We start from the raw sequence: 23,859 nt of genomic DNA, 5'->3' as shown, positions 1-23,859 counted from the left end.
ACCAAAGGGGGACAAGATGGCCGACGCATTGCTGGCAGGCGTGGAACTGGGGGGCACCAAGTGCGTGTGCGTGCTGGCCACCGCCGATGGGGCCATCCTGGCCCAGGAGCGTGTTGACACTGAAGCGCCCGACATCACTCTGCCCCGCATCCGGGCGGTGCTGCACCGCTGGTTCGATGATGGGCATGACATTCGCGGGCTTGGCATTGCCGCCTTTGGTCCGGTCCATGTCGACCGCGCCTCGCCGCACTGGGGGCATATCGGCCAGACCCCCAAGCCGGGCTGGAGCGGCGTTGCCGTTGCCCAGGAATTGAGCGCCGGGCTGGATGTGCCGGTGGCGCTGGACACCGATGTCAATGGCGCTGCCCTGGCCGAGATGCGGTGGGGTGCCGCTGCCGGGCTGGACAATTTTGCCTATGTCACCATCGGCACCGGCGTTGGTGTGGGTCTGATCGTTGGCGGCGCACCGATCAGCGGCTTTGGCCACGCCGAACTGGGCCATATGCGGGTGCCGCGCGTGGCAGGCGATAATTGGCCGGGCTCATGCCCCTATCATGGCGATTGTGTCGAAGGGCTTGCCGCCGGCCCGGCGATCATCCAGCGGTCTGGCATGCGCGCCAGCCTGATTGCGACCGATGATCCGATCTGGTCGCTGGTGGGCCATGCCATCGCGCAGATGCTGCACAACATCGTGCTGACCGCGACGCCGCGCCAGATCTTCCTGGGCGGCGGCGTCATCACGGCCCAGCCGCAGCTGTTTCCGATCATCCGGCGCGGCCTGCACGCCAGCCTGAATGGCTATCTGACCGCACGCGAGCTGGAGCGGCTGGAGCTCTATGTGGTGCCGCCGGGCCTGGGCACGCTGGCCGGGCCGCTGGGGCCGATCGCGCTGGCCGTGCCGATTGCGCGGCCGCACCCCAGTCTGGTCACCGCGCTTGGGTAAGGGCTGATCAGCCCTCGATCTTCATCAGCGCGGTGCGGTTGGGCAGGAACCGCGTGGCAAAGGGCAGGATGGCGGCACCGATGGCCGCCGCATCTTCGGCCAGCTGCGCGCGGCGGATCGGCGCCCGGGCGGGCAATGTGGTCCCGCGATGGCGCATGTTGAGCGCCAGCCGGTCGCACAGCTGATCAACCAGCGCCGCCGGCAGCCGCCCGCCGATGAAGATGGCGTCGGGATCGATGACAGCATTGATCACCATCAGCGGATCCGTCAGCAGATCGGCAGCCTTTTCGATCCAGTCGGCCGCTGCGACGGCTGCAGCGCCGCTCAACTGGTCCAGCGGCCCGGGATCGGCGATGCCGGCTTCGGCAAGATGGCTGGCCAGGCCTGACAGCGAGACAATATCCTGCAGCACCACCGGATTGCGGCGGGTGCGGGCAATCGGCAGGAAGCCCACCTCGCCGCTGCGCCCCGATGCGCCGGTGACCGAATGGCCATCGATGACGAGGCCGCCGCCGAGGCCAGCATTGACCAGCAGATAGAAGAAGGTCTGGGCCACCCGGCCATGGCCGAACTGCAATTCGCCGATGGCGGCCGCGGTCGCATCATTTTCGGTGATGACATCAAGGCCATGGCTGCCCAGCAGCTGGCGGGGATCGGTGCTTTCCCAAATGCCGAAGGCGGCCGGCCGGTTGGGCAAGTCAACTCCGCCGAAATCATCGGGAATGGCAAGGCCGATGCCGGCGATGCGGTTCATGTCGATCTCGCCGCCAGCGCGCATCGCATCGAAATTGCGGCCGACGAAATCGCGCACCTGATCGGGCATGGGAAATTGCACGGGTTCGACAATGCGCAGCCGCAGATCGCCGAGGAAATCCAGCGCCACCATGGTCATGTGATCGCGGTCGACATTCACGCCGATCGAAAAGGCGCCATCCGGGTTGATGGCCAGCTTCAGCGCCGGCTGCCCGCGCTCCCCCCGGCGGCGGCCGGCTTCGACGATCAGGCCATCGGCAAACAGCTTGCGCGCGATGTTGGTGATCGATGGCGGGGTCAGGCCGGTGATTTCGGCCAGTTCCACCTTGGTCACCGGCGCGTTGAGGCGGATCGCCTGCAAGGTGACGCGCAGATTGTGCGAGCTGCCGCGTTCCAGGTTGGTGCCCGACAGGCCGTTGCTGAGCAGATTGACCCGGTCGCGCGCCGAAATGCCAACAGTTGACGGCTGGCGTTCGGTTGTCGTCATTGCGCGATCATCTCCATCTGGCAGCCGCCGTCTGCCGTTCAGCTTAGGCGCTCCGCCGCGCCAGCGCAATTTGCGCCCGGCAACTGGCTGGCCGGGCCAGATTACTGGCCGTGCGGCGGGCTGGTGTTGGCACCGGTGCCCCTGGCGCCATTGTCCTTGTTGCCATTGCCCAGATCGGTTTCCGTGCCATCGCGCAGCCAGCGCGTGGGGAAGTCGCCCGGTTTCGAACCGTTGCGGTTGCGCAGCACCGAGCCTTCGTCCATCCGCTGGGTGAAGGTGACGCTGGAGCGGCCCTGATCGGGATCAAGGCCCGCGAACAGATCGGCGCGCATCTTGCGGATCACCGGGCGCAGCGCCGGATCAGCGATCAGGTTGTGCATCTCCTTGGGATCGGCCTTGAGGTCATAAAGCTCCTCGGTGTCCCACACGCCGTGATACTGGATATATTTGTAACGATCGCCGCGCAGCGCGAAGGTGGTGGGCGTCTGCGGGTAATTATATTCCCAATAATATTCGTAATTGAGCGCGGTGCGCCAGGGCGCGGCCGGGCTGCGGCCCATAAGGAGATCGGCATAGCTCATGCCGTCAAAGTGCACGCCGGCAGGGGGCTGGGCGCCAGCCAGGGCCAGGAAGGTCGGCGCCAGATCGATGTTGGCGACAATTTCGTTCACCACCCGCCCCTTGGGGATGCCGCCACCAAAGGCGATCAGCGGCACGCGCATCGATTCCTCATAGGCGCTGCGCTTGTCGATCATGCCATGTTCGCCAAACAGGAAGCCATTGTCGCCCATCATCACGACGATGGTGTTGTCCAGCATGTTCTTCTTCTTCAGCGCGGCGAGGATGGCGCCGATGCCATCGTCAACCGCCATCAGGGTGCGGTTGTAGCGCAGCTTGTAATCGGTGACGTCGAGGGTGGAGTGATAGGGAAATTCGACCCCGTGCCAGCTGTTGCGCTGATCCTTCGTCCAGCGCGGCTTGCCGTCATAATTCTCCGGCGTGTTGGCCATGCTGGCCGGCAGCTTGACGTCATCACGGCTCAGGCTGTTGCGGTGGCGTTCGGCCGGAATGAAATCGGCGTGCACGGCCTTGTGGCTGAGATAGAGGAAGAAGGGCTTGTCGCCGGTCTGGCTGTTGAGCCAGGCCAGCGCATGGTTGTTGAGCTCATCCGTGATATAGCCCTGCCGTTCGACCCGCTGGCCATCGATGTTGAGCGTGTGGCGCGGGCCGCCCTTGCCATCATCGGGCAGATATTCGCCCTGGCCACGGAAGCTGATCCAGCGATCAAAGCCGGGCTGGGGATCATCGCTGTGCCCGCCCATGTGCCACTTGCCCATGAAGGCGGTGCGATAGCCGGCCGCCTGCAGCGCCATCGGGAAGAAGAAGGTGCCCGGCCGGAACTTGATGTTGTTATCGGCGATGCCGTGGTTGTGCATATATTGCCCGGTCAGGATGGACGCCCGGCTGGGGCTGCACAGCGCCGTGGTGACAAAGGCGTTGGGGAAATGCACGCCTTCGCGCGCCATGCGATCCATGTTGGGCGTGCGGAGCGCGGGGTCGAGAAAGCCCATCGCATCATAGCGCTGGTCATCATTCAGGATGAAGATGAAGTTGGGCGGGCGGCGCGGCGCTTCGGCCGGCTTGGCCGGTGCAGCCTTGGCCGCTTGTTGGGCCGCGACGGCGCCGATTGGGCCAGCAGCCGCAACCAGCATCGCCAGCACCAGGGCAGAGCCGCGCAGAAAGCCTGTCTTGATCATGGCATCCTCACCTTCATGTCTGTCCGGCTGCCGCCGTGCGGGCGGTTGATCATGGCGCCGGCGGCCCTGCCCGTGCAACCAGCAGGCAGCCCCCTGGCCCCAGGTTGATGGTGGTCGCCGCATCAGCCAACCACACCGTGAACGCCGGCAGCGTCGTGTCACCGGCCCGGCAATCGCCGGCCACCGGGATCAGCCAGGCGGGGTGCCCGGCGCTGGCGGTCACGTGATGGTCGGCCACACCCACCAGCCGTTCGATGGCAAAGCGCGGGCTGGCAACCAGTTGCGTGCGGGCCGGGCCCGACGGCAAGGGCGCGGCGGGCACGAAGGGCGCTGCCACGGCGGCCGCCAGCCCTTCATCAAGCTGCAGCGGCCGCGGCCGGCCATAATCGAACAGGCGATAGGTGAGATCGACATTCTGCTGAATCTCGATCAGCGACAGGCCGGCGCCGATGGCATGCACGGTGCCGGCCGGCACATGAAAGAAATCGCCCGGCCCGGCCGGGTGCCAGGTCATCAGCGCCTCGACCCGGCCATCCAGCGAGGCCGCGTGCAGCTCGTCCGTGGTCAGCGCTTCGGCAAAGCCGGCGCCGATCACCGCCCCCGGCTCGGCCGAGATCACATACCAGGCCTCTTCCTTGCCGCGTTTGTGGCCACTGGCCTGTGCCAGCGCATCATCGGGATGCACCTGGATCGACAGTTTTTCGGAGGTGAACAGCCATTTCACCATCAGATCGGGCGCAGCCGCATCGGCAAACCACACCTCACCCACCGGCTCGGCCGTGTGGCGGGCATCGGCCAGCTGCAGCGGCACGTCACGCCGGCCCCAGAGCTTCTCGACCACGTGTCCGGCAAGTTGGCGGATGGCCACGGCGCCCTCCCCGCTCAATGGCCAGCCGCAACGGCAACCGGCCCGCTGCGCAGCACCGGCGCGCGGGCGGCGGCGGCGCCAAAGGCCAGCAGCATGGCATAGCAGAGCGCCGGCACCAGGAAGGCGGTGGCATAGCTGGTGGCGCCCGACACCAGGCCGGCCAGCAACGGCACCGCCGCCCCGCCGACAATGGCAAAGCACAGGAAGCCCGATGTCGCCTCCTTGCTGGCCGTCGAGCGTTCCAGCGTGAGGGTGAAGATCACCGGGAACATGATCGAATTGAACAGGCCGATGGCCAGCGCAGCATAACCGGCAGCCGCCCCGCCAACGCTGGCGACGAACAGGCACAACCCGCAGGCCGCAGCGGCAAAACCGGCGAGCAGCCATGCCGCCGGCAGCCGGGCCAGCAGCACGGAGCCGATCAGCCGCCCGACCATGGCACCGCCCCAGTAGAGGCTGACCAGCTTGCCGGCCTGTTCAAGGCCGATGTCCAGCACGTCGCGGCTGCTGAGGAACAGCGCCATCTGCGTGCCGATGGCAACCTCGGCGCCCACATAAAGGAAGATGGCCGCGCCCCCGAGCAATGCCCAGCGCGATCGGGCCACGTCGGCCAGCATCGCGCCAATGGAGACCGCTGCCGGAGCAGCAGCACTGCGGGCGGCGGCAGCAGCGATGAGGCCGCGGGCGAACCAGATGAACAGCGCCAACAGGCCAATCAGCACGGCGATCCACAGGAAGGCGGCATCGATGCCCACCAGCGCCGCTGCCCGCACCGCCGGGTTCAGCGCTTCGCCTTCGACGATTTCGACACCGGCCAGAAACAGCGATGCACCGATGAACGGCCCGATGAAGGTGCCCAGGCTGTTGAACGCCTGGCTGAGTGTGAGGCGCAGGTGGCTGCGTTCGGGCCGGCCCAGCGCCGCGGCCAGCGGGTTGGCCGCCACCTGCAGGATGGTGATCCCGCTGGCTAGGATGAACAGGCCGAGCAGGACCAGGCCATAAACTGCGACATTGGCCGCCAGCAGCATGATCAGGCAGCCGGTGATCATCGTGACCAGGGCAATCAGCACGGTGGCAACCGGCTGGCAGCGCGCCAGCAGGGCGGCAGCCGGCAGGCTCATCACGCCATAGGCGATGAAGAAAGCCGAAGCGCTCAGCTGCGCCTCGAAGTCGGACAGGGTGAAGATGCCCTTCACGGCCGCAACGAGCGGGTCGATCAGCGAGGTGATGAAGCCCCAGGCGAAAAACAGGGTGGTGACCGCGGCAAAGGCGAAGCCGCCACTGTCGCTTTGGCTGGTCGGCACATTGCCTGACGACTGGCTGCTGCCCATGCGCGATCCCCCACGGCAATGCTGCGGGCCGGCCGGATCGGCAGGCACGTCGGCCATCGCCACGACATGGGACGATAGCCGGGAATTTCATTCTGTAAAGCAAAAATGTTTTTGTTATTGTTAGGGCGTCTCCTTCGTGCGGAAGGGCGTTCCCCGCCACGAAATCCCATCATGTTGCGGAATATGTTTTTCCAATCGCAGCAGCCCAGCCTGCCGCCGCGTTGCAGCCCGCGAGACGCGTTTCTGGAAATGCTCCGCGCGTTCGCCCGCGTTGCGCGCGGACACCGATGCCACGCGCGTTTCGCTGGCCAGCTCCTGACATGGCAGGATGGCTGCGAATCCGGCATTTTTTGGAAGATGGCGCACCCGACAGGATTCGAACCTGTGACCTCTGCCTTCGGAGGGCAGCGCTCTATCCAGCTGAGCTACGGGTGCGTGGGCAGGGCTGTTAGCAGGGGTGGCGGGCGGGCGCCAGCGGGAATCAGCGTTTGGCCTTGGCAGGTGGCGGCGGTTGCGCCACGAATTCGCCCAGGCCGCAGCGGGCGCCGCGCATCAGGCCGCCCATGTTCTGCAGCACGGTGATGATGTCCTGCTTGCACAGCTGGCTTATCGAGGTTTCATAGGAAAAGGCACGTTCAAAGCCCAGTTGCGGGCATTCGCCGCCGGGCAGGGTGCTGCGCCACACGCTGCCATCGCGCAGGGTGAAATCGATGGTCTTGCCATCAACCACCTTGCTGTTGCGGATCATCGCGAGTGCCAGGCAGGAGCGGGTGGTGCCGGGTTCCGGCGGCGCCGCGCTGGCGGGAACGGCCAGCAGGGCCAGGGTGAGGATCAGATGGCGCATCAGTCACTCCCTTCGCCGCGCAGGCTGCGGATCGGCGGCTGAACCCGTGCTGAATTCAGCCCGCCGCCAGCGCCTTGCCGCGGAACTGGCACAGATCGGCCACCGCGCACTCCCCGCATTTCGGGCTGCGGGCGGTGCAGACATAGCGGCCGTGCAGGATCAGCCAATGATGGGCATCGCGCCGCCACGGCGCCTTCACCCGTTTCATGATGCCGTTTTCCACCGCCAGCGGGGTTTTGCCGGGTGCGAGGCCGGTGCGGTTGGCCAGCCGGAACACATGGGTATCGACCGCACAGGTTTCCTGGCCAAACAACACGTTCACCACCACATTGGCGGTCTTGCGGCCAACGCCGGGCAGGGTTTCCAGCACGTCGCGGCTGTCGGGCACCTGGCCGCCAAATTCCGCCACCAGCCGGTGCGACAGGGCGATGACATTCTTGGCCTTGCTGTTGAACAGGCCGATGGTGCGGATATGGGCCTTTAGCCCATCTTCGCCCAGTTCCAGCATCTGGGCCGGGGTGTGGACCAGTTCGAACAGGCGTCGCGTCGCCTTGTTCACCCCCACATCGGTGGCCTGGGCCGACAGCACGACGGCCACCAGCAGCTGGTAGCCATTGCCATAGGCCAATTCCGTCACCGGCGCCGGGTTGGCGGCCGACAGCCGGGCGAAAAACTCGTGGATTTCGGGCGGCGTCATCTGCCGGCGAGCAAGCTTGGTCATGGTGCGACCTTGCTTCCACCAAAGCCGGTGGCGGGTAAAGTGGCTGTGACATAAAGAACGGGCGTCGTGATTCTCGATCTCACCCTCACCCCCAACCGTTCGCTGCGCAGGGATCAGGCGCGGTGGTTGCTGGTGCTGGTGGGCGGGTTTTTCCTGATCGGGTCCATCCGCTTCCTGATCCTGGGCCTGTGGCCGGTGATCCCGTTCATGGTGGCCGATGTGGCGTTGCTGGCCTGGGCCTTGCGGGCCAGTTACCGGTCGGGCGGTGCGCGGGAACGGCTGGTGCTGGCCGATGATGGCCAGTTCACCTTCACCCGCATCTCGCCGTGGGGAGAGGCCAGGGTGGCCGAGCTGGAGCCCTATTTCACCCGTGTCCAGATCGAGGAGACGCCGCTGGGCGATGCGCATCTGTTCCTGGCCAGCCAGGGCAGGCGGCTGCGGGTTGGCCAGTTCCTGTCGGCCCCCGAACGGCGCGAGGTGGGCGCGCTGATCCGCGAGGGGCTGGCGCGCTGGCGCAACCAGGCCCGCTAGGGTCAGGATCAGCGTTTGGCCGGCGCAAACAGCGCCTGCACCTCGGCGTTTTCTTCCACCGTCTGCACCATGGCCGGGATCAGCTTCATGGCCGGGGCGGCCTGTTCAAAGGCATAACCCAGGGCGAGCAGCCGTGCCTCGCTCCACGCCGGGCCGATGAACGACAGGCCAACCGGCAGCCCGCGCACGCCGCCCATCGGCACGGTGAGGTGCGGGTAGCCTGCCACCGCCGCCAGCCCGCCGGCACTGCCGCCCGGCGCCTGATCGGCATTGACCGGATCGATGAACCAGGCCGGCGCGGCAGTGGGGGCGACCAGAACCTCCACCTTGGCCTCGGCCAGCATCTTGTCGATCCCCTCCCTGCCGGCAAACTTCAGCGAGGTTTCGCGCGCCGTCAGATAGGCGGGATCGGTCAGGCCCTTGGTGGCTTCGGCCTTTTCGAACGTGTCCTGCCCGAACAGACCCATTTCGGTGGCTGCATTGGCCTTGTTGAAGGCAATCACGTCGGCCAGCGTGCGGGTTTTGACCGTGGCTGGCGTGCTGGCGAGATAGGCCGCCAGATCGGCCTTCAGTTCGGTCAGCAGCACCTGGAATTCGTTGGGGCCGATCTCGCGCCGGTTGGGGCCGGTGGTGATGTCCACCAGCGTTGCGCCTTGCGCCTTCAGCACGGCCAGCGCGGCTTCGAAGCGGGCATCGACGCCGGCGTGCCAGCCGGTGGCCCAACGCAGCACGCCGATGCGCGCGCCCTTCAGGGCATCGGGCTTCAGCGCAGCGGTGTAATCGGTCTTGCGCGCGTCCGCCTCTTTCGTCGCCGGATCGGCCGGGTCGCTGCCGGCCATGGCGGTGAGCAGCCGGGCGGCGGTGCGCACGTCGCGCGTCATCGGGCCCGCCGTGTCCTGGCTGTGGCTGATCGGCACGACATGGGTGCGGCTGACGAGGCCAACGGTCGGCTTGATGCCGACAATGCCGTTCATCGCCGCCGGGCAGGTGATGCTGCCATCGGTTTCGGTGCCGATCGCGGCATCGACCATCTGGGCTGCGACCGCCGCGCCACTGCCGGAGGAGGAGCCGCAGGTGTTGCGCGACAGGGCATGCGGGTTGCGGGTCTGCCCGCCCACCGCGCTCCAGCCCGAGATCGAGGCATCGGCGCGGATATTGGCCCATTCCGACAGGTTGGTCTTGCCCAGCAGCACGGCGCCGGCAGCGCGCAGCCGGGCGAGGAACGGCGCATCGCGGCCGGTGACATTGTCCTTCAGGGCCAGGCTGCCGGCGGTGGTGGGCAGCGGGCCGGCCATGTCGACATTGTCCTTCACCAGGATCGGCAGGCCAAACAGGGGCCCGCGCGTCCTGGCGGCATCCAGCGCTTTTGCCTGATCCAGCGCGGTGGGATCGATGGCGATCACCGCGTTGAGGCGCGGGTTCAGCGCCTTGATGCGGGTGATGGCGGCGGCGGTGTTGGCTTCGGCAACGCCCACCGCCGGGGCAGAAGCACCGACAGTCGGCGCAGCCAGCGCCGGGGTGGTGCTGGCCAGCAGCAGGGCAAACAGGGTGGTGCGCATCGATGATCCCCCTCGCAAATGCAGATGGCCTGCTCATGCCAGCCCCGCTGACATTTGCAACGGACGCAATGTCACCCTAATGTTTGCCGCAGTGCAGCACAGACGGGGGATGCAGCGTGCCATCACGGCCGCCAGGGGAGGACAGCACGGCGCAGCAGCTGGCAGCGCTGGCCCAGGCGCGCGATGTGGCCGAAGCGGCCAATCTGGCCAAGACCCGGTTCCTGATGGGCCTGAGCCACGAAATCCGCACGCCGCTGAATGCCATCCACGGCTATGCCCAGCTGCTGGAGCGCGGCGCGGCAATTTCGCCCAGCGAGGCCGGGCGCATCATCCGCCGATCCTCCGAACATCTCGCCGATCTGGTCGAAGGCCTGCTGGACATCAGCCGGATTGAATCGGGCGTGCTGAAACTCAACCGCGAAACCGTGGGCCTGCGCGCGCTGCTGGAACAGGTGGCGGCGATGTTCCGCATCGAGGCCGGCAACAAGGGGCTGGATTTCGCCTACAACGCCGCGCCCAACCTGCCGGCCTGGGTGCTGGCCGATGAACGCCGGTTGCGCCAGGTGCTGATCAACCTGCTGTCGAACGCGATCAAGTACACGCAGAGCGGCAGCGTGGTGCTGACCGTGCGGTATCGGTCGATGGTGGCGGAGATCGAGGTGGCCGATACCGGCATCGGCATCGCGCCCGAGGATATGGACCGGATTTTCCTGCCCTTTGATCGCGGCGGTGGCCGGGCTGCGGGCGTGGCGCCGGGCATCGGCCTGGGTCTCGCCCTGTCGCGCATGCTGTCCCAGGTGATGGGCGGCGATATTTCGGTGAAGAGCGTGCCCGGCCAGGGCAGCCGCTTTGTGCTCAAGCTGTTGCTGCCGCAGCCGAACCAGCCGCCCAATGAAGAGGCGCGCGGCCTGCCCATCGGCTATGAAGGCCAGCGCCGCACGATATTGGCGGTGGATGATGATCCCGGCCAGCTGGCGCTGTGGCAGGAATTGTTGCGGCCGCTGGGGTTCAACCTGTTTGTGGCCGGATCGGGCGGCGCGGCGCTGTCGCTGGCCGATCTGGGCCGGCCCGATCTGGTGTTGTTGGATGTCTCGATGCCTGGCCTCAATGGCTGGGAGGTCGCCGAACGGCTGCGCATCCGCTTTGGCCGCAGCATCATCATCCTGATGGCATCGGGCAATGCCAGCGAGCTGGTGGGGGCCGAAGGCAAGGGATTGCACGATGGTTTCGTGTTGAAGCCGGTGGACCAGGCGCTGTTTTTCGAGCAGCTGGGCCGGCAGTTGAACCTGACCTGGCTGTATGAAGGCACCGACCGGGCGCCGTGGCGGGCCAGCGCCCTGCCCGATGCGGCACGCGCCCATCTTTCAGAGCTGGCGCGGCTGGCGCGGACCGGGCATGTGCGCGGGCTGGCAGCGGCGCTGGCGGCGCTGGATGCCGCGGTGCCTGATGCCAAGCCGCTGGTCGGCCGCTTGACGGCGGCGTTGGATGCGTTTGATCTAGTGCAATTCCAGAAGCTGCTGAACGAACAGGCGACAGACAGTCGCGACGACAGGGGGGAGACCGGCCGATGAGCGAAAGCCCGCGCGCCAATGTTCAGGCCACGATCCTGGTGGTGGATGATGCGCCCGACAGCCTGCGTTTCCTCACCGACACGCTGGAGGCCGAAGGTTATGCCGTGCGCATCGCGCTGAATGGCGAGACCGCGCTGGCCAGCTTGGCCGAGGAACTGCCGGATCTGGTGCTGATGGATGCGATGATGCCGGGCATGGACGGGTTTGAAACCACCCGCCGCATCAAGGCCGATCCGGCGCTGGCGTTGGTGCCGGTGATCTTCATGACCGGGCTGACCGAGACCCAGAATGTCGTGGACGGTCTGGCCGCTGGCGGCGTCGATTATGTGAAGAAGCCGATCGTGCTGCCCGAATTGCTGGCGCGGTTGAAGGTGCACCTGGGCAATGCCCGCATCACCGCCGGGGCGCAGGGCGCGCTGGATGCCAGCAACCGGCCGCTGATGGCGCTGGACGGCGAAGGCCGCATCGCCTGGACGACGCCGCGCAGCGCCGAAATATTGTCCCAGCGCTTTGGCGCCGGCGTGGGCGACCGTCTGCCCGGCCCGCTGGTGGGCCAGCTGCAGCGGCTGGGCGAAGGCCGGGTGAAGCAGGATTTCCCCGGCGGCCAGGTGGAGTTCACCGTGGTCGCCACCCAGGGCGACGAACGCCATTACCGGCTGACCGAAACGCTGGAAGGGGCGGAAGAGAAATTGCTGGCCCAGCGCCACGGCCTGACCGAGCGTGAGGCCGAGGTGTTGCTGTGGATCAGCCGCGGCAAGGCCAACCGCGAGATTTCGGAAATCCTGGGCATTTCGCCGCGCACGGTGAACAAGCATCTGGAACAGATTTTCGAGAAGATGGGCATCGAGAATCGCGCCTCGGCGGCGGCGGCGGCGGTGAAGACGCTGAGCCAATAGCCCGCGCGTTTGGCAGGCCGCACCAGACCGGCTATGGCAGCGCCATGATCATCGGCATCGATCTTGGCACCACCAACAGCGCCGCCGCCTATTGGGCGGATGGCGCGCCTGTTCTCATCCCCAACCGGCTGGGGGAGTTGCTGACGCCGTCGGCGGTGGGGCTGGATGATGATGGCGGCCTGCTGGTCGGCCGCCCGGCGCGGGAGCGCATGGCCAGCCACGCCGGCCTGACCGCCACCGCCTTCAAACGCTATATGGGCACCCAGCACCGGGTGACGCTGGGCAGAAAAGATTATGGCGCCGAGGAATTGTCGGCGATGGTGCTGCGCAGCCTGAAGGAGGATGCCGAGGCGCATCTGGGCCAGGCCGTGACGGAAGCGGTGATCACCGTGCCGGCCTATTTCAACGACAAGCAGCGCAAGGCCACCCGCCGCGCCGGCGAGCTGGCCGGGCTGAAGGTGGAGCGGCTGATCAACGAGCCGACCGCGGCGGCGCTGGCCTATGGCATCCACCAGCTGGAGGGCGAGACCCGGTTCCTGGTGTTCGATCTGGGCGGCGGCACCTTTGACGTGTCGGTGCTGGAGATTTTCGAAGGGGTGATCGAGGTGCGCGCCTCCACCGGTGACAACCGGCTGGGCGGCGAGGATTTCAACCAGGCGCTGGCCAGCCTGATGGCGGCGGCCGACAAGCGGCTGGCGGCCGGCCTGCAGGGGGACCGCCAATTGTCGGCCAAGCTGATGGAGGCGGCCGAGCGGGCCCGCCGAGCGCTGACCAGCAGCAGCAGCACGACCATGACGCTGAGCTGGCAGGGCGAGCAATTTGCCCATGATGTGACGGCGGAAGGCTTTGAGGCCGCCGCCCAGCCGCTGCTCGACCGCATGCGCAATCCCGTGCTGCGCGCACTGCGCGATGCCGAGATCGCGCCCGACAGCCTGTCGGAAATCATCCTGATCGGCGGTGCCACCCGCATGCCGATCGTGCGCCGCACCGTGGCCAAGATGTTTGGCCGTTTTCCCAACGCCAGCATCAACCCGGATGAGGCGGTGGCGCTGGGCGCGGCGGTGCAGGCCGGGCTGAAGGCGCGTGACGCCGCCCTGAAGGAAGTGGTGGTCACCGATGTCTGCCCCTATTCGCTGGGGGTGAATATTGCCGAGCGGCTGCCCGGCGGCGCCATCGAGGAGGGGATTTTCTCGCCAATCATCGAGCGCAACACCACGGTGCCGGTGAGCCGGGTGAACATCTATGAGACGATGTCGGCCAACCAGAAGCAGATCGTGCTGGGCATTTACCAGGGCGAGGCGCGGCGCGTGGCCGACAATGTGCGCATCGGCGAGCTGAAGGTGCCGATGCCGCGCGGGCCGGAAGGCCAGCCCATCGAGGTGCGCTTCAGTTATGACATCAACGGGCTTCTGGAGGTGGATGTCCACGTGATTCCCACCGGGGAGCGGCACAATCTGGTGATCGCCGATCCGGAGGATCAGGTGAGCCCGGCCGAGATGGAGCGGCGACGGGCGGCGCTGGCGCTGCTGAAGCAGCACCCGCGCGACAGCGAGGCCAACCGCGCCGCGCTGGCCCGGGCCGAACGGCTGTGGGAAGACGCACTGGGCGACGAGCGGGACTGGATCGGCCGCCTGATCCAGCAGTTCCAGGGCGCGCTGGCCACGCAGGATGTGCGGGTGGCCGACACCGCCCGCGACGAATTGATGGCCGCGCTCGATCAGATTGACGGGCCGCGCTGGCTGTGAATCCATGGGAAATTCTGGGCCTGCCGCCGGGCGCAGACCGCGACGCCATCCGCCGCGCCTATGCGCGGGCTCTGAAGGGCGTGAACCCGGAGGATGACCCGGAAGGTTTCATGCAGCTGCGCGCCGCCCATGATGCGGCGCTGAACCAGCTGAAATGGCGGCAGCAATGGCCGGATGAGGACGACGCCGATGATGGCCCTGCCATTGTGCCGCCGCCCGAACCGGCGGCGCCAGCCCCGGTACCGGTTGCGGCCGATCCGGCTGCGGCGGCCCTGCAGGCCGAACTGGCGGCAGACCGTGCCGATCTGATCGCCCGGCAACAGGCGCTGATCGATGCCATCACCGCCGGGCCCGATCAGCCGCGCCAGCACCGCGCACTTGATGATCTGCTGGCGGCACCGGCCCTGATCGACATTGCGGCGCGCGACCGCATCGAACCCTGGGTCGCCGCCGTGCTGGCCCATCATCTGCCCGACAGCGACCCGCTGGTGGTGCATGCGATCGAACGCTTTGGCTGGTCCGATCTGCCGCCGGGCCAGCGCAGCGCCGATATCGACCAGCTGCTCCGCCGCCGCGAGGAAGGCGAATTCGTGGTGGAGATGGCGCGCCGCCACACGCCACTCCACCAGGGCTATGTCGCCCTCAGCACGCCACCGGGGCCGCGCTGGTGGCGGCATCTGAAGGCGCTGCTGTCGGCGGAGCCGGCGCAGACGCGCCAGATCCTTGGCCTGATCGACGGGCCCTTGCCCGGGATCGCCGATTGGCTGAACGCCGATGCCATTGCCGCCTGGCGGGCCTGGCATGCGGTGCCGCGGCTGCGGCTGTGGATGATCTTCACCATGATCCCGCTGGCATCGGTGCTGTGGGTGCCGGTGAGCGAGCAATCGGGTTGGCCCGATGCCGCCCAGGCGGTGTTGAGCCTGCTGGCCTTTGCCTCGCCCTGGGGCCTGTTGTGGCTGTTGCGGCGGCGGGCGGCCTGGCAGGCGGAATGGGACCGGCCGGATTTCCATTATCATGGCTGGCCGATTGCCGTGGTGGCGCTGCCGCTGCTGGCGGCGCTGTGGCCCACGGTTCCGGCACTGGCGCCGCTTTATCTGGTGCCCCTGGTGGCGGCGGCTGGCTGGACGATGCTGGCAGTGGACCGCTTGCAGCCCGATGGCTGGCGCGATTTTGCCCCCGGCCTGATCCGGGCGATGCCGGCCTTTCTGTTCCTGTTGCTGATGGTTGGCGGCGCGCCGGCGGCCGACGGGCTGGGGCCGATCCGCAGCTTGGCGATCTTTGGTGTGGCGTTTGGATGGTGGCAGGGCGGCGACCAGATGATGTGGACGCTGCGCAACCTGCTCGCCCGCCGCAGCGATCGGCTGGGCGGCGCGCTGGCGCCGTGGGTGATGCTGGGTGTGGCCGTGGTGACCGCCGGTCTGGCCGCCGGCCTCGCCCTGGTGGATCAGGGGCTGGTGGGCCGGGGGCTGGGCCTGCTGGTGTTGCCCGTGCTGGCCAGCCTGCTGGCGCTGCGCATGGCGGCCGGCTGGGTGCAGCTGGCACCGCTGGCGGTGCTCGCCGGGCTGGTGCTGCTCACCTTCGAACTGCTCAGCCTGATTGATCCCGGCATCAAGGGCGCCACCGGCATTGTTGGGGCGCTGCGGGACACATCGTGGCTGATCGATCCGCGCACCGGCCTGCCGCGCGCCGGGCTGATCTTCTTCCTGGTGTTTGGCGCCACGTCGCTGTGGCGCGGCCTGCGTGGACAGGCCGGCGGCGGTGGCGATTGGCTGATCCGCTTTGTCGTGCTGGCGGTGGGTGTGGCCTTTCTGGTCAGCATCTGGGATCGGCCGGAGGCAGACCGCCAGCCGCCGCCCCCGGCGAAGCACGGCGGCAAATGGCAACCGGCGCGCCCGGATGGCGACACATCCGGCTGGGTTGATCTGGGCGCGGTGCAGCCGCCACCGCCGGTGGGTGATTATCGCTATGAGGTGCGACTGGCGGTGAGCCCGCAGGGCCGCGTGTTGTTGTGCAGCGTTTCCAGTTCGACCGGGCTGGCCACGCTGGATGCAGCGATCTGCCCACAGTTGAAGGCCAAGGCGCGCTTCAAGCCCGGCCTGAATGATGATGGCCAGCCGATGCCGACGGTGGAGTTTCTGTCTGGCCGGTTGCGCCGCATTGCGCCCGCCCCTGCGCCGCTGGCATCGCCGGCACCACCGCCGCCGATCCGTTGCCCCGATAGCCGGGTGACCGGCCCGATGGTGGCGGAACCCTGCATGGCTGACCGCTGGTTTTACGACGGCAGTTATCCGCAGGCAGCGCGATTGGCGGGCCACAGCGGCACCGTGCGTTATGCGCTGGAGGTGGGCCGCGATGGCCGGGTCGAATCCTGCCGCATCGATGATTCCAGCGGGCATGCCAGCCTGGATCGCGGCACCTGTGCGCTGTTGATGGCGCGCGCCCGCTTTGTGCCGGCGCAGGATGTGGATGGCAGCCCGATGCCATGGACCTATCGCGGCGCCATCGAATGGCAGCTGCGGCGCCGCTGAACCGCCGTCCGAATCGGGGAGCGGGATGGCGATTCGGCGGTGATTCGCACGATTCTGGCATTTTCCCTGCCGAAACACGCAATTTTTGGTTAGAATTGTAGTTAACACTCATTCTTTTTTGATATGGAAAATGACGTAGCCTGTGCCACTTGATGGCCGCCGCGGCCACGCCCCGTGTGCAGACAATGGTAAATTTCGGGTCGGGCCGACCGCGCTGGGCTGCGTGATTTATCAGCATGATTTCACGCCATTTTCACGCCCCGAAAGATTTTGCTAACGGAAATTACGCAAACATGGGAATGCCTGCACAACTAACTGATATTATTGCATTTTTACAATTAATCAAATTTTGTAAAACTTTGCTTCAATCAAGTAAACGTGGACGTAATTGTTAGTATTAATGAATATTGATGTAACCATTTTGGATATTGTGCTGAAAAACAACCGCCAATATGCACGGTTCTGGGTTACCGGCTGGAGGGAGCAGTGGTTTCATCCGACCGGCATCAACGGTGATCCCCCAGGCAGAAGTATTTTTCTGTCTGGTATCAATAATGGCCTCGGCCATAACAGCGGGAACAGTTGAAATGATGAAGATCCTGACCAATCTGAAGCTGAACAAGTCTGGCGCTTCGGCTGCCGAATACGCCCTGATCGTCGCCGTGCTGGGCGGCCTGGTCGTTGCCGGCGCCAACGCTTTCGGTGGTTCGCTGAACACTGCCATGAGCGATGCTGGCACCGCCCTGGAAGGCGAATCGACCGGCAGCTTCAAGTAAGCTGGTTTGAACCGCTGGCCGGGGTGTGCCCCCGGCCAGCGTTTCTGCCTTTCTGGCAGGCGCAATGGCCAGACCAGAAACCCCGCAAGGGGCAAGATCAACATCCGGCGAAACCGCCGGCACAGCAGCTGGCAGCGGCGCCGCCGCCACCAGGCACAGGCAAGGGCCCCAACCGGCGTGAAGGGCAAGGGGCGCGTTTTCCTTGGAGTGCGCCGGCAGCGGGCCGGGCGACAGCCGCCAGGGCGGCGTGACATTCCAGGGGGTAGTTTCGTGGCCAATCCAGCATCCGGCGCCAGCAGAACGGCCGTTTCGCCGTCCGCGCGGCTGCCGATCGCCATCGCCCGGAACGCGCCCTGATGCGCCGTTCTTCCATAATCATGCTGATTGCGGCGGTGGCGTTGGGCCTTGTCGCCGTGCTGTTCGCCCGCACCTTCATGGGTGGCGGCGGTGGTGCGGCGCCCGGCGGCCCCCGGCTGCGCACCGTGCCCACGGTTGTGGCATCGGCCGATATCAATTTTGGCGAGAAACTGACCCCGGCCAAGCTCAAGATGGTCGAATGGCCGGCCGACAATGTGCCGGTTGGCAGTTTCCAGCGCATCGAGGATCTGACCAGCGGCGATGGCCGCACCGCGATGCGCCCGATCGTTGCCAACGAAATCCTCACCGAAAAATCCCTGGCCGTCGGCGCCAACCGCCTGTCGACCGCGCCGCTCCTCAACCCGCAGATGCGCGCCATCGCCGTACCGGTGAATGACGTCGCCGGCGTGTCGGGCCTGATTTACCCCGGTGACCGGGTCGATGTGTTCTTCACCCGCCAGCCGGAAGAGGCGATGCCCTATTCCGAACTGCTGGCGCAGGGTGTGCGCGTGCTTGCCGTGGGCACCGACACCAACCTGGGCAAGGAAAAGCCTGAGGTGGTGAAAACCGCCACCATCGAGGTGACACCGCTGCAGGCCCAGAAAATCTCGCTGGCGCAGACCGTGGGCACGCTGAATCTGGTGCTGCGCCACTTCACCGATGAAGCCCGCGTGCGGCTGGAAACCGCCCAGGTGATGGATCTGAACGATGGCACCATCACCCGCCTGGTGCGCAAGCCCAACCAGGGCGGTGGCGGGCCTGGCCCTGGCCCTGGCGGCCCGGCCCCAGCCAATGTGACCCCGCCTGGCGTGGTGGTGATCCGCGGCACAACTGCAACCATCCAGCCGGTGATGGGCAAATGATGATGCGAGCCATGATGATCGCGGCGCTGGCCGTCCTGCCGCTGCCGCCCGCCGCCGCGCTGGCGCAAGCCAGCCTGGAAGCCCAGACCGGGCTGGCGCTGAGCCTGCCGATCAACAAGTCCCAGACGCTGCGCGTGCCGCGGCCCTTCGCCCGGGTCGCCATCGGCAACCCTGAGATCGCCGACGTCTCCCCGGTCACCACCAGCGTGGCCTATCTGCTGGGCAAACAGATCGGCACCACCAACCTGACGCTGTACGACAAGGCCGGCGGCGTGATCGCGGTGGTGGATGTGACCGTGGGGCCCGATGCGATGGGCCTGAAGCAGAAACTGGCGGAGATCCTGCCCACCGAAAGCCTGGGCGTGCAGGTGGCCAACGACACGCTGATCCTGTCAGGCACGGCCTCCAGCGCCGCCGCCCTGCAGCGGGCGGCGGCCATTGCCGAAGCCTATGCGCCCAAACGTGTGATGAACATGGCCAGCGTTGGCACCGCCCAGCAGATCCTGCTGGAGGTGCGCTTTGCCGAAATGCAGCGCGGCACGGTGAAGGCACTGGGCATCAACAGTGTCGCCTTTGGCGGCCCGGCGCGCAACACGCTGACCGCCGAAGGCGTGCTGACGCCCGGCGGCACTGCCACCAGCCCCGGCGTTGGCGTGAGCGGCACCTTTGGCGCGGCCCTGCGCTTTCCGGGCTTGAACGTGGCGTTCCAGGCGCTGGAGAACAAGGGCCTGATCCGCACGCTGGCGCAGCCGAACATCATCGCGCTGTCGGGCGAAACCGCCAATTTCCTGGCCGGCGGCGAATTCCCCGTGCCCACCGGCGTTGCGATCAATGGCCAGGTTTCGATCGAGTTCAAGCAGTTTGGCGTGGCGCTTTCCTTCACGCCGACGCTGCTGGAAGACGGCATGATCAACCTGCTGGTGGCGCCGGAAGTGTCCAGCCTTGATCCCGCTGCCGGCATTGATCTCAATGGCCTGCGCATCCCCGGCCTGAAGGTGCGGCGCGCGCGCACCACGCTGGAACTGCGCGACGGACAGACCTTTGCGCTGGCCGGGCTGATCCAGAATGATTTCCGCGACACGGTCAACGCGGTGCCGCTGCTGGGCAAACTCCCGATCCTGGGCGCCCTTTTCCGATCGAGCAGCTTTGCCCGCCAGGAAACCGAACTGGTGATCCTGGTGACGCCGCGCATCGTGCGCCCGGTGCAGGCCGACAGCGGCGCGCTGGCCATGCCGACCGACCGGGTCGACGAGCCCACGGACGCGGAATTCTTCCTGCTTGGCACGGCCGAGCGCCGCGGCCCGGGCCTGCCGGTGCTGCCGCTGCCAGGCCCGGCCAACAGCATCAACAAGCCGGGCGGCGTTGCGGCCGACCACGGCCATATCGTGAGGTGACGCATGGTTGAGGGTCGCATCCTGGCCGTTGCCGCCATGATCGCCGCGCTGGCCGCCCCGGCGGCGGCCGGCGATCCTGCACTGGGATCATCGGTGCAAAAAAACATGGTGGCGCACGTGGTTGATCTGCATCCCAGCTATGCCGGTGTGAAGATCGAGGGTGGCAATGGCGTGCGTTCCGAAGCGGCCATGAACCGCTATCTCGACGGGCGGGTGACGCCGCTGCGTTCCGTCAGCGGGGAAGCCACGGTTGGTGCCAACCCGATCCAGCGTGGTGCCGGCGGCGCCGCGCCGGCCACGTCGGGGCCGCGCTGATGGCGCTGCTGGCCCGTCTTGGTGCCTTTGCCGGCAAGCCCGATGCCGAAGCGCCGCAGCGCGATGGCAGCGAGCTGCGCGTCACCATGCTGCTCAATCCCCAGACGTCGGCCCGGCTGGACGTTGGCCGCCTCAACGCGCTCAACGCCGAGATCCGCCTGCACGATGGCAGCTTCGCGAGTTTTGCCGCCAACGCGCCGCTGATCCGCCGCACCGATCTTCTGGTGGTGCAGATCGATCCCGACAACGCGGCAGATCTGGCTGCGCTGGAAAGCTTTGCCGCCGGGCCCGGCCTGCGCATTCCGGTGGTGGCAGCGGTGGAGGATCTGACCATCGCCACCACGCGCCGGCTGCTGCGGTCCAGCATTGCCGATGTGCTGCCGATCCCGTTCAGCCTGGAAGAACTGGGCCAGGCGATCGATGCCGGGCGTGAACGGGTGGCCCGCGCCACCGGTCAGGGGCCCGCCCACCAGGCCAGCATCATCGCCGTGCAAAGCGTGCTCGGCGGCATGGGGGCCAGCATGGTCGCCGCCCAGCTGGCGCAGATGTGGGCCGGCGAGAAACAGGTGCTGCTGATTGATCTGGATGTTCAGCGCGGCAATGCTGCGCTCTATCTCAACCTGAAGCCGCGCCTGTCGATCTCCGATCTGATCGAAGCCGAGGACCGGCTGGACGCCGAATTCCTGCGCATGATCGTGGAGCGCCACCAGTCTGGCCTGGGTGTGGTGGCCGCCCCGGCCGACATGAACCCGCTCGATGCGTTGACGCCGGAGTTCATCGAGCGGCTGCTGGACGTGGCGGCGCAGAATTATGATCTCGTCGTGCTCGACATGCCGGGCATCTGGATCGATTGGTCGGCTGCGGCCATGCAGAAGGCCGATCTGGTGCTGCTGATCGCCCAGCTCACCGTGTCGGGCGTGCAGCAGTGCCGCCGCCAGCTGGATGTGCTGGAAGCCAATAATCTGGGCGAGCGCGTGCGGGTCGTGATGAACCGCATGACGCCTGGCCTGTTCGGCAAATATGATCTGTCGGAAGCGGAATCGGTGTTGCGCACCAAGGTGCATTTCGCCCTGTGCAACGATTATCCCACAGTGTCGGCGGCGCTGGATGAAGGCAAGCCGGTGGGCCAGATGAAGCTGAAGGCCCGCATCGACAAGGAATTGCGAACCATGGCCGCCACGATCGCCGATGAACTGGCGGCGGTGGAGGCCAGCGCATGATCTTCCCCACCCGCCGCAAGCCTGCAACCCCCGCGGCGGCCCCGGCTGAAGGCGCTGCTGCGGCCCCGGCACCGGCACCCGCACCGGCTCCGGTGGTCAGCATCAAGGACCGGCGGCGCGATGATTACACCGAGCTGAAGGTCACGCTGCACCAGAACCTCATCGACCGCATCAACCTGGCCGCGCTGGAAACCATGACGCGCGATCAGATGCAGCGCGACATTGGTGACATCGTTCAGGAAATGTTGAAGGAGAACAACCAGGCCCTGAACGCTGCCGAACGGCGCCAGCTGGTTGAGGATATCCTGGACGAGCTGCTGGGCCTGGGGCCGCTGGAGCCGCTGCTCAAAGACCCGACGATTTCCGACATCATGGTCAACAGCGCGACCAAGGTGTTTGTCGAACGGCGCGGCCGCATCGAGGAGGTCGGAACGCGCTTTGCCAGCGACCAGCATCTGCTGCGCATCATCGGCAAGATCGTTTCGGCCGTGGGCCGGCGTGTGGACGAAAGCTCGCCGATGGTCGATGCCCGCCTGCCCGATGGCAGCCGCATCAACGCCATCATCCCGCCGCTGGCACTGGATGGGCCCTGCCTGTCGATCCGCAAATTCCCGCCCAGCCGAACCAGCATCGACAAGCTGGTCGAATATGGATCGATGACGGTGGATTGCGCCACCATGCTGAAGGCGGTGGTGGCCAGCCGCCGCAACGTGATCGTTTCCGGTGGCACCGGTTCGGGCAAGACCACCATGCTCAATGCGCTGTCCGCTTCCATCGGCAGCCATGAGCGCGTGGTGACGATCGAGGATTCGGCTGAACTGCAGCTGCAGCAGAGCCATGTCGTGCGCCTTGAAACCCGGCCGTCCAACATCGAGGGCCGCGGTGAGGTGACCCAGCGTGATCTGGTCAAGAACGCGCTGCGCATGCGGCCAGACCGGGTGATCCTGGGCGAAATCCGCTCCGGCGAAGCCTTTGACATGCTGCAGGCGATGAACACCGGACACGATGGCTCGATGACGACCCTGCACGCCAATACGCCGCGCGATGCGCTGTCGCGCCTGGAACAGATGATCGGCATGTCGGGCATCGATATCAGCCCGAAATCCGCCCGCGCCCAGATCGCTTCCGCCATCCAGGTGGTGCTGCAGCTGGAACGTCTGCAGGATGGCACCCGCCGCGTCACTTCGGTGGCGGAGATCACCGGGATGGAAGGCGACATCATCCTGATGCAGGAAATCTTCAAGTTCGTGCGCGAAGGGGTGGATGCCGAAGGCCGGGTGATCGGCGAGATGCGTCCGATGGGCGTGCGGCCCAAGTTCATGGAGGTGCTGAAATCGCGCGGCTATGATCTGCCGGCGACCATGTTCGATCCGTTCCGGCGCAAGGATGGCTGAGCCATGACGCTGCCGTCCTTCATCAATCCGGAACTGGTGCTCTATGGCATCATCTTCCTGGCCGCGGTGCTGTTGTTCGAAGGCGTGTTCCTGTGGTGGCGCGACACCTATGGCGCCAAGCGCCGGGTGTCCAAACGCATGGCCCTGATCGAACAGGGCGCCAGCAGTGCCGAGATCATCACCGCGCTGCGTCGCCAGACCACCGATGTATCGAAGTCGCTGCTGCCGTCGGTCATCACCTATCTCGACAGCCGGATGAGCCAGGCCGGCATCCGCATGAGCGCCCAGCGCATGCTGACGATCATGGCGGTGGTGACCGTGCTGCTCGGCTTCCTGTTCCCGGTGCTGGGCGGCATCACCGGCCAGATCCGCTCCCCCAGCGCGGTGCTGCTGATCCTGTTGTTTGCGGCCGGCGTCGGCCTGGTGCTGCCGGTGCTGTGGATCAACTATGTCGCTGCCCGCCGCCTGAAGAAGATCGAGGCGCAGTTTCCCACCGCGCTCGACGTGCTGGTGCGCGGCCTGCGCGCCGGTTATCCGATCAATTCGGCGCTGGAACTGGTGGTGGAGGAGCTGCCCGATCCGCTGTCGTCCGAACTTGGCCTGGTGCTGGCCGAAATGAACTATGGCTATGCCCTGCGCGATGCCCTCGCCAACCTGGCCGACCGGGTGCAGACGCCTGATCTTGCGATGTTCGTCGTCTCGGTCTCGATCCAGACCGAAACCGGCGGCAGCCTCGCCGACATTCTCGATGGCCTGTCGCAGGTGATCCGCGACCGCGCCGCGATGGTGCTGAAGGTGCGCGCGCTCGCGTCGGAAGGCAAGATGACCGGCTCGCTGCTCACCGCGCTGCCAGTGCTCACCTTCGTCAGCGTCTTCACCAGCGATCCCAATTTCTATCTCGATGTGGCGGATGATCCCTGGTTCATGCCGGGCGTGCTGGGCGTGTTGTTCATGTATGTCCTCGGCGTGGTGATCATGCGCCGCCTGATTGCGATCAAGGTGTGAG

21 protein-coding genes and 1 tRNA gene are annotated in these 23,859 nt (G+C 66.5%); 13 read left to right on the top strand and 9 right to left on the bottom strand.

What is annotated here, in order from left to right; all coding sequences use genetic code 11:
- Positions 1 to 16 precede the first annotated feature (16 nt).
- Positions 17 to 943, top strand: a complete 927-nt coding sequence (locus AC6BOR_RS08835; protein ID WP_498058104.1) for an ROK family protein — start codon at positions 17 to 19, stop codon at positions 941 to 943.
- A gap of 7 nt (positions 944 to 950) precedes the next feature.
- Here the strand turns inward: AC6BOR_RS08835 and AC6BOR_RS08830 are convergent, their stop codons facing one another.
- The 7 genes from AC6BOR_RS08830 to nth form a co-directional block, all read right to left on the bottom strand.
- Positions 951 to 2,183 carry an ROK family transcriptional regulator gene (locus AC6BOR_RS08830; protein ID WP_498058103.1) on the bottom strand — a complete coding sequence of 411 codons (1,233 nt, stop codon included), beginning with the start codon at positions 2,181 to 2,183 and terminating at the stop codon, positions 951 to 953.
- Between the two features lie 101 nt (positions 2,184 to 2,284).
- Positions 2,285 to 3,940 (bottom strand): sulfatase family protein, encoded by a 1,656-nt coding sequence (locus AC6BOR_RS08825; RefSeq protein ID WP_498058102.1) that lies wholly within the window; start codon positions 3,938 to 3,940, stop codon positions 2,285 to 2,287.
- Between the two features lie 49 nt (positions 3,941 to 3,989).
- The gene (locus tag AC6BOR_RS08820; protein ID WP_498058101.1) at positions 3,990 to 4,781 is read right to left on the bottom strand and encodes a class I mannose-6-phosphate isomerase; all 792 of its coding nucleotides are present in this window, start codon (positions 4,779 to 4,781) and stop codon (positions 3,990 to 3,992) included.
- 41 nt (positions 4,782 to 4,822) lie between these two features.
- Positions 4,823 to 6,196, bottom strand: a complete 1,374-nt coding sequence (locus AC6BOR_RS08815; RefSeq protein WP_498060634.1) for an MFS transporter — start codon at positions 6,194 to 6,196, stop codon at positions 4,823 to 4,825.
- A 301-nt stretch (positions 6,197 to 6,497) separates the two neighbouring features.
- A tRNA-Arg gene (locus AC6BOR_RS08810) sits at positions 6,498 to 6,574 on the bottom strand.
- A gap of 46 nt (positions 6,575 to 6,620) precedes the next feature.
- Complete coding sequence (locus AC6BOR_RS08805) at positions 6,621 to 6,983, bottom strand: hypothetical protein (RefSeq protein WP_498058100.1); 363 nt, start codon at positions 6,981 to 6,983, stop codon at positions 6,621 to 6,623.
- 55 nt (positions 6,984 to 7,038) lie between these two features.
- The gene (gene nth, locus AC6BOR_RS08800) at positions 7,039 to 7,680 is read right to left on the bottom strand and encodes an endonuclease III (RefSeq protein ID WP_498060633.1); all 642 of its coding nucleotides are present in this window, start codon (positions 7,678 to 7,680) and stop codon (positions 7,039 to 7,041) included.
- 90 nt (positions 7,681 to 7,770) lie between these two features.
- On the opposite strand from nth, the gene AC6BOR_RS08795 reads away from it, so the two are divergent.
- Complete coding sequence (locus AC6BOR_RS08795; RefSeq protein WP_498058099.1) at positions 7,771 to 8,235, top strand: DUF2244 domain-containing protein; 465 nt, start codon at positions 7,771 to 7,773, stop codon at positions 8,233 to 8,235.
- 8 nt (positions 8,236 to 8,243) lie between these two features.
- Here the strand turns inward: AC6BOR_RS08795 and AC6BOR_RS08790 are convergent, their stop codons facing one another.
- On the bottom strand, positions 8,244 to 9,794 hold the full coding sequence (locus tag AC6BOR_RS08790) for an amidase (protein ID WP_498058098.1): 1,551 nt from the start codon (positions 9,792 to 9,794) through the stop codon (positions 8,244 to 8,246).
- 116 nt (positions 9,795 to 9,910) lie between these two features.
- On the opposite strand from AC6BOR_RS08790, the gene AC6BOR_RS08785 reads away from it, so the two are divergent.
- From AC6BOR_RS08785 to AC6BOR_RS08770, 4 genes are read left to right on the top strand one after another with little or no spacing between them, the layout of a single operon-like run.
- Positions 9,911 to 11,365 (top strand): ATP-binding response regulator, encoded by a 1,455-nt coding sequence (locus tag AC6BOR_RS08785; protein ID WP_498058097.1) that lies wholly within the window; start codon positions 9,911 to 9,913, stop codon positions 11,363 to 11,365.
- Positions 11,362 to 12,261, top strand: coding sequence for a response regulator (locus AC6BOR_RS08780; RefSeq protein WP_498058096.1), 900 nt, complete (start codon positions 11,362 to 11,364; stop codon positions 12,259 to 12,261). Before AC6BOR_RS08785 ends, AC6BOR_RS08780 begins: the two co-directional genes overlap by 4 nt.
- Positions 12,262 to 12,305: 44 nt before the next feature.
- Positions 12,306 to 14,006 (top strand): Hsp70 family protein, encoded by a 1,701-nt coding sequence (locus tag AC6BOR_RS08775; RefSeq protein ID WP_498058095.1) that lies wholly within the window; start codon positions 12,306 to 12,308, stop codon positions 14,004 to 14,006.
- On the top strand, positions 14,003 to 16,534 hold the full coding sequence (locus AC6BOR_RS08770; RefSeq protein ID WP_498058094.1) for a TonB family protein: 2,532 nt from the start codon (positions 14,003 to 14,005) through the stop codon (positions 16,532 to 16,534). Before AC6BOR_RS08775 ends, AC6BOR_RS08770 begins: the two co-directional genes overlap by 4 nt.
- Before the next feature lie 397 nt (positions 16,535 to 16,931).
- On the opposite strand, the gene AC6BOR_RS08765 is transcribed toward AC6BOR_RS08770, so the two are convergent.
- Positions 16,932 to 17,102, bottom strand: a complete 171-nt coding sequence (locus tag AC6BOR_RS08765) for a hypothetical protein (RefSeq protein WP_498058093.1) — start codon at positions 17,100 to 17,102, stop codon at positions 16,932 to 16,934.
- A gap of 19 nt (positions 17,103 to 17,121) precedes the next feature.
- Between AC6BOR_RS08765 and AC6BOR_RS08760 the strand changes: the two genes are divergently transcribed.
- The 7 genes from AC6BOR_RS08760 to AC6BOR_RS08730 all read left to right on the top strand — a co-directional run bounded on the left by AC6BOR_RS08760 (position 17,122) and on the right by AC6BOR_RS08730 (position 23,858).
- Positions 17,122 to 17,310 carry a Flp family type IVb pilin gene (locus AC6BOR_RS08760; RefSeq protein WP_498058092.1) on the top strand — a complete coding sequence of 63 codons (189 nt, stop codon included), beginning with the start codon at positions 17,122 to 17,124 and terminating at the stop codon, positions 17,308 to 17,310.
- A gap of 356 nt (positions 17,311 to 17,666) precedes the next feature.
- The gene (gene cpaB / locus AC6BOR_RS08755; RefSeq protein ID WP_498058091.1) at positions 17,667 to 18,530 is read left to right on the top strand and encodes a Flp pilus assembly protein CpaB; all 864 of its coding nucleotides are present in this window, start codon (positions 17,667 to 17,669) and stop codon (positions 18,528 to 18,530) included.
- Entirely contained in the window at positions 18,527 to 19,924 is a 1,398-nt protein-coding gene (locus AC6BOR_RS08750; protein WP_498058090.1) for a type II and III secretion system protein family protein, read from the top strand. The genes cpaB and AC6BOR_RS08750 overlap by 4 nt, the downstream gene beginning before the upstream one ends.
- Before the next feature lie 3 nt (positions 19,925 to 19,927).
- On the top strand, positions 19,928 to 20,239 hold the full coding sequence (locus AC6BOR_RS08745) for a hypothetical protein (protein WP_498058089.1): 312 nt from the start codon (positions 19,928 to 19,930) through the stop codon (positions 20,237 to 20,239).
- Entirely contained in the window at positions 20,239 to 21,459 is a 1,221-nt protein-coding gene (locus AC6BOR_RS08740) for a CpaE/TadZ family protein (protein WP_498058088.1), read from the top strand. Before AC6BOR_RS08745 ends, AC6BOR_RS08740 begins: the two co-directional genes overlap by 1 nt.
- Positions 21,456 to 22,853, top strand: a complete 1,398-nt coding sequence (locus AC6BOR_RS08735; RefSeq protein WP_498058087.1) for a TadA family conjugal transfer-associated ATPase — start codon at positions 21,456 to 21,458, stop codon at positions 22,851 to 22,853. Before AC6BOR_RS08740 ends, AC6BOR_RS08735 begins: the two co-directional genes overlap by 4 nt.
- 3 nt (positions 22,854 to 22,856) lie before the next feature.
- The gene (locus AC6BOR_RS08730; RefSeq protein ID WP_498058086.1) at positions 22,857 to 23,858 is read left to right on the top strand and encodes a type II secretion system F family protein; all 1,002 of its coding nucleotides are present in this window, start codon (positions 22,857 to 22,859) and stop codon (positions 23,856 to 23,858) included.
- Position 23,859: the final 1 nt, after the last annotated feature.

The sequence above is a fragment of the Sandarakinorhabdus sp. FBCC-B8862 genome, from assembly GCF_059745315.1.
Note: the sequence above shows the minus strand (reverse complement) of the source record. Positions and strands in the feature narration are given on the sequence as shown.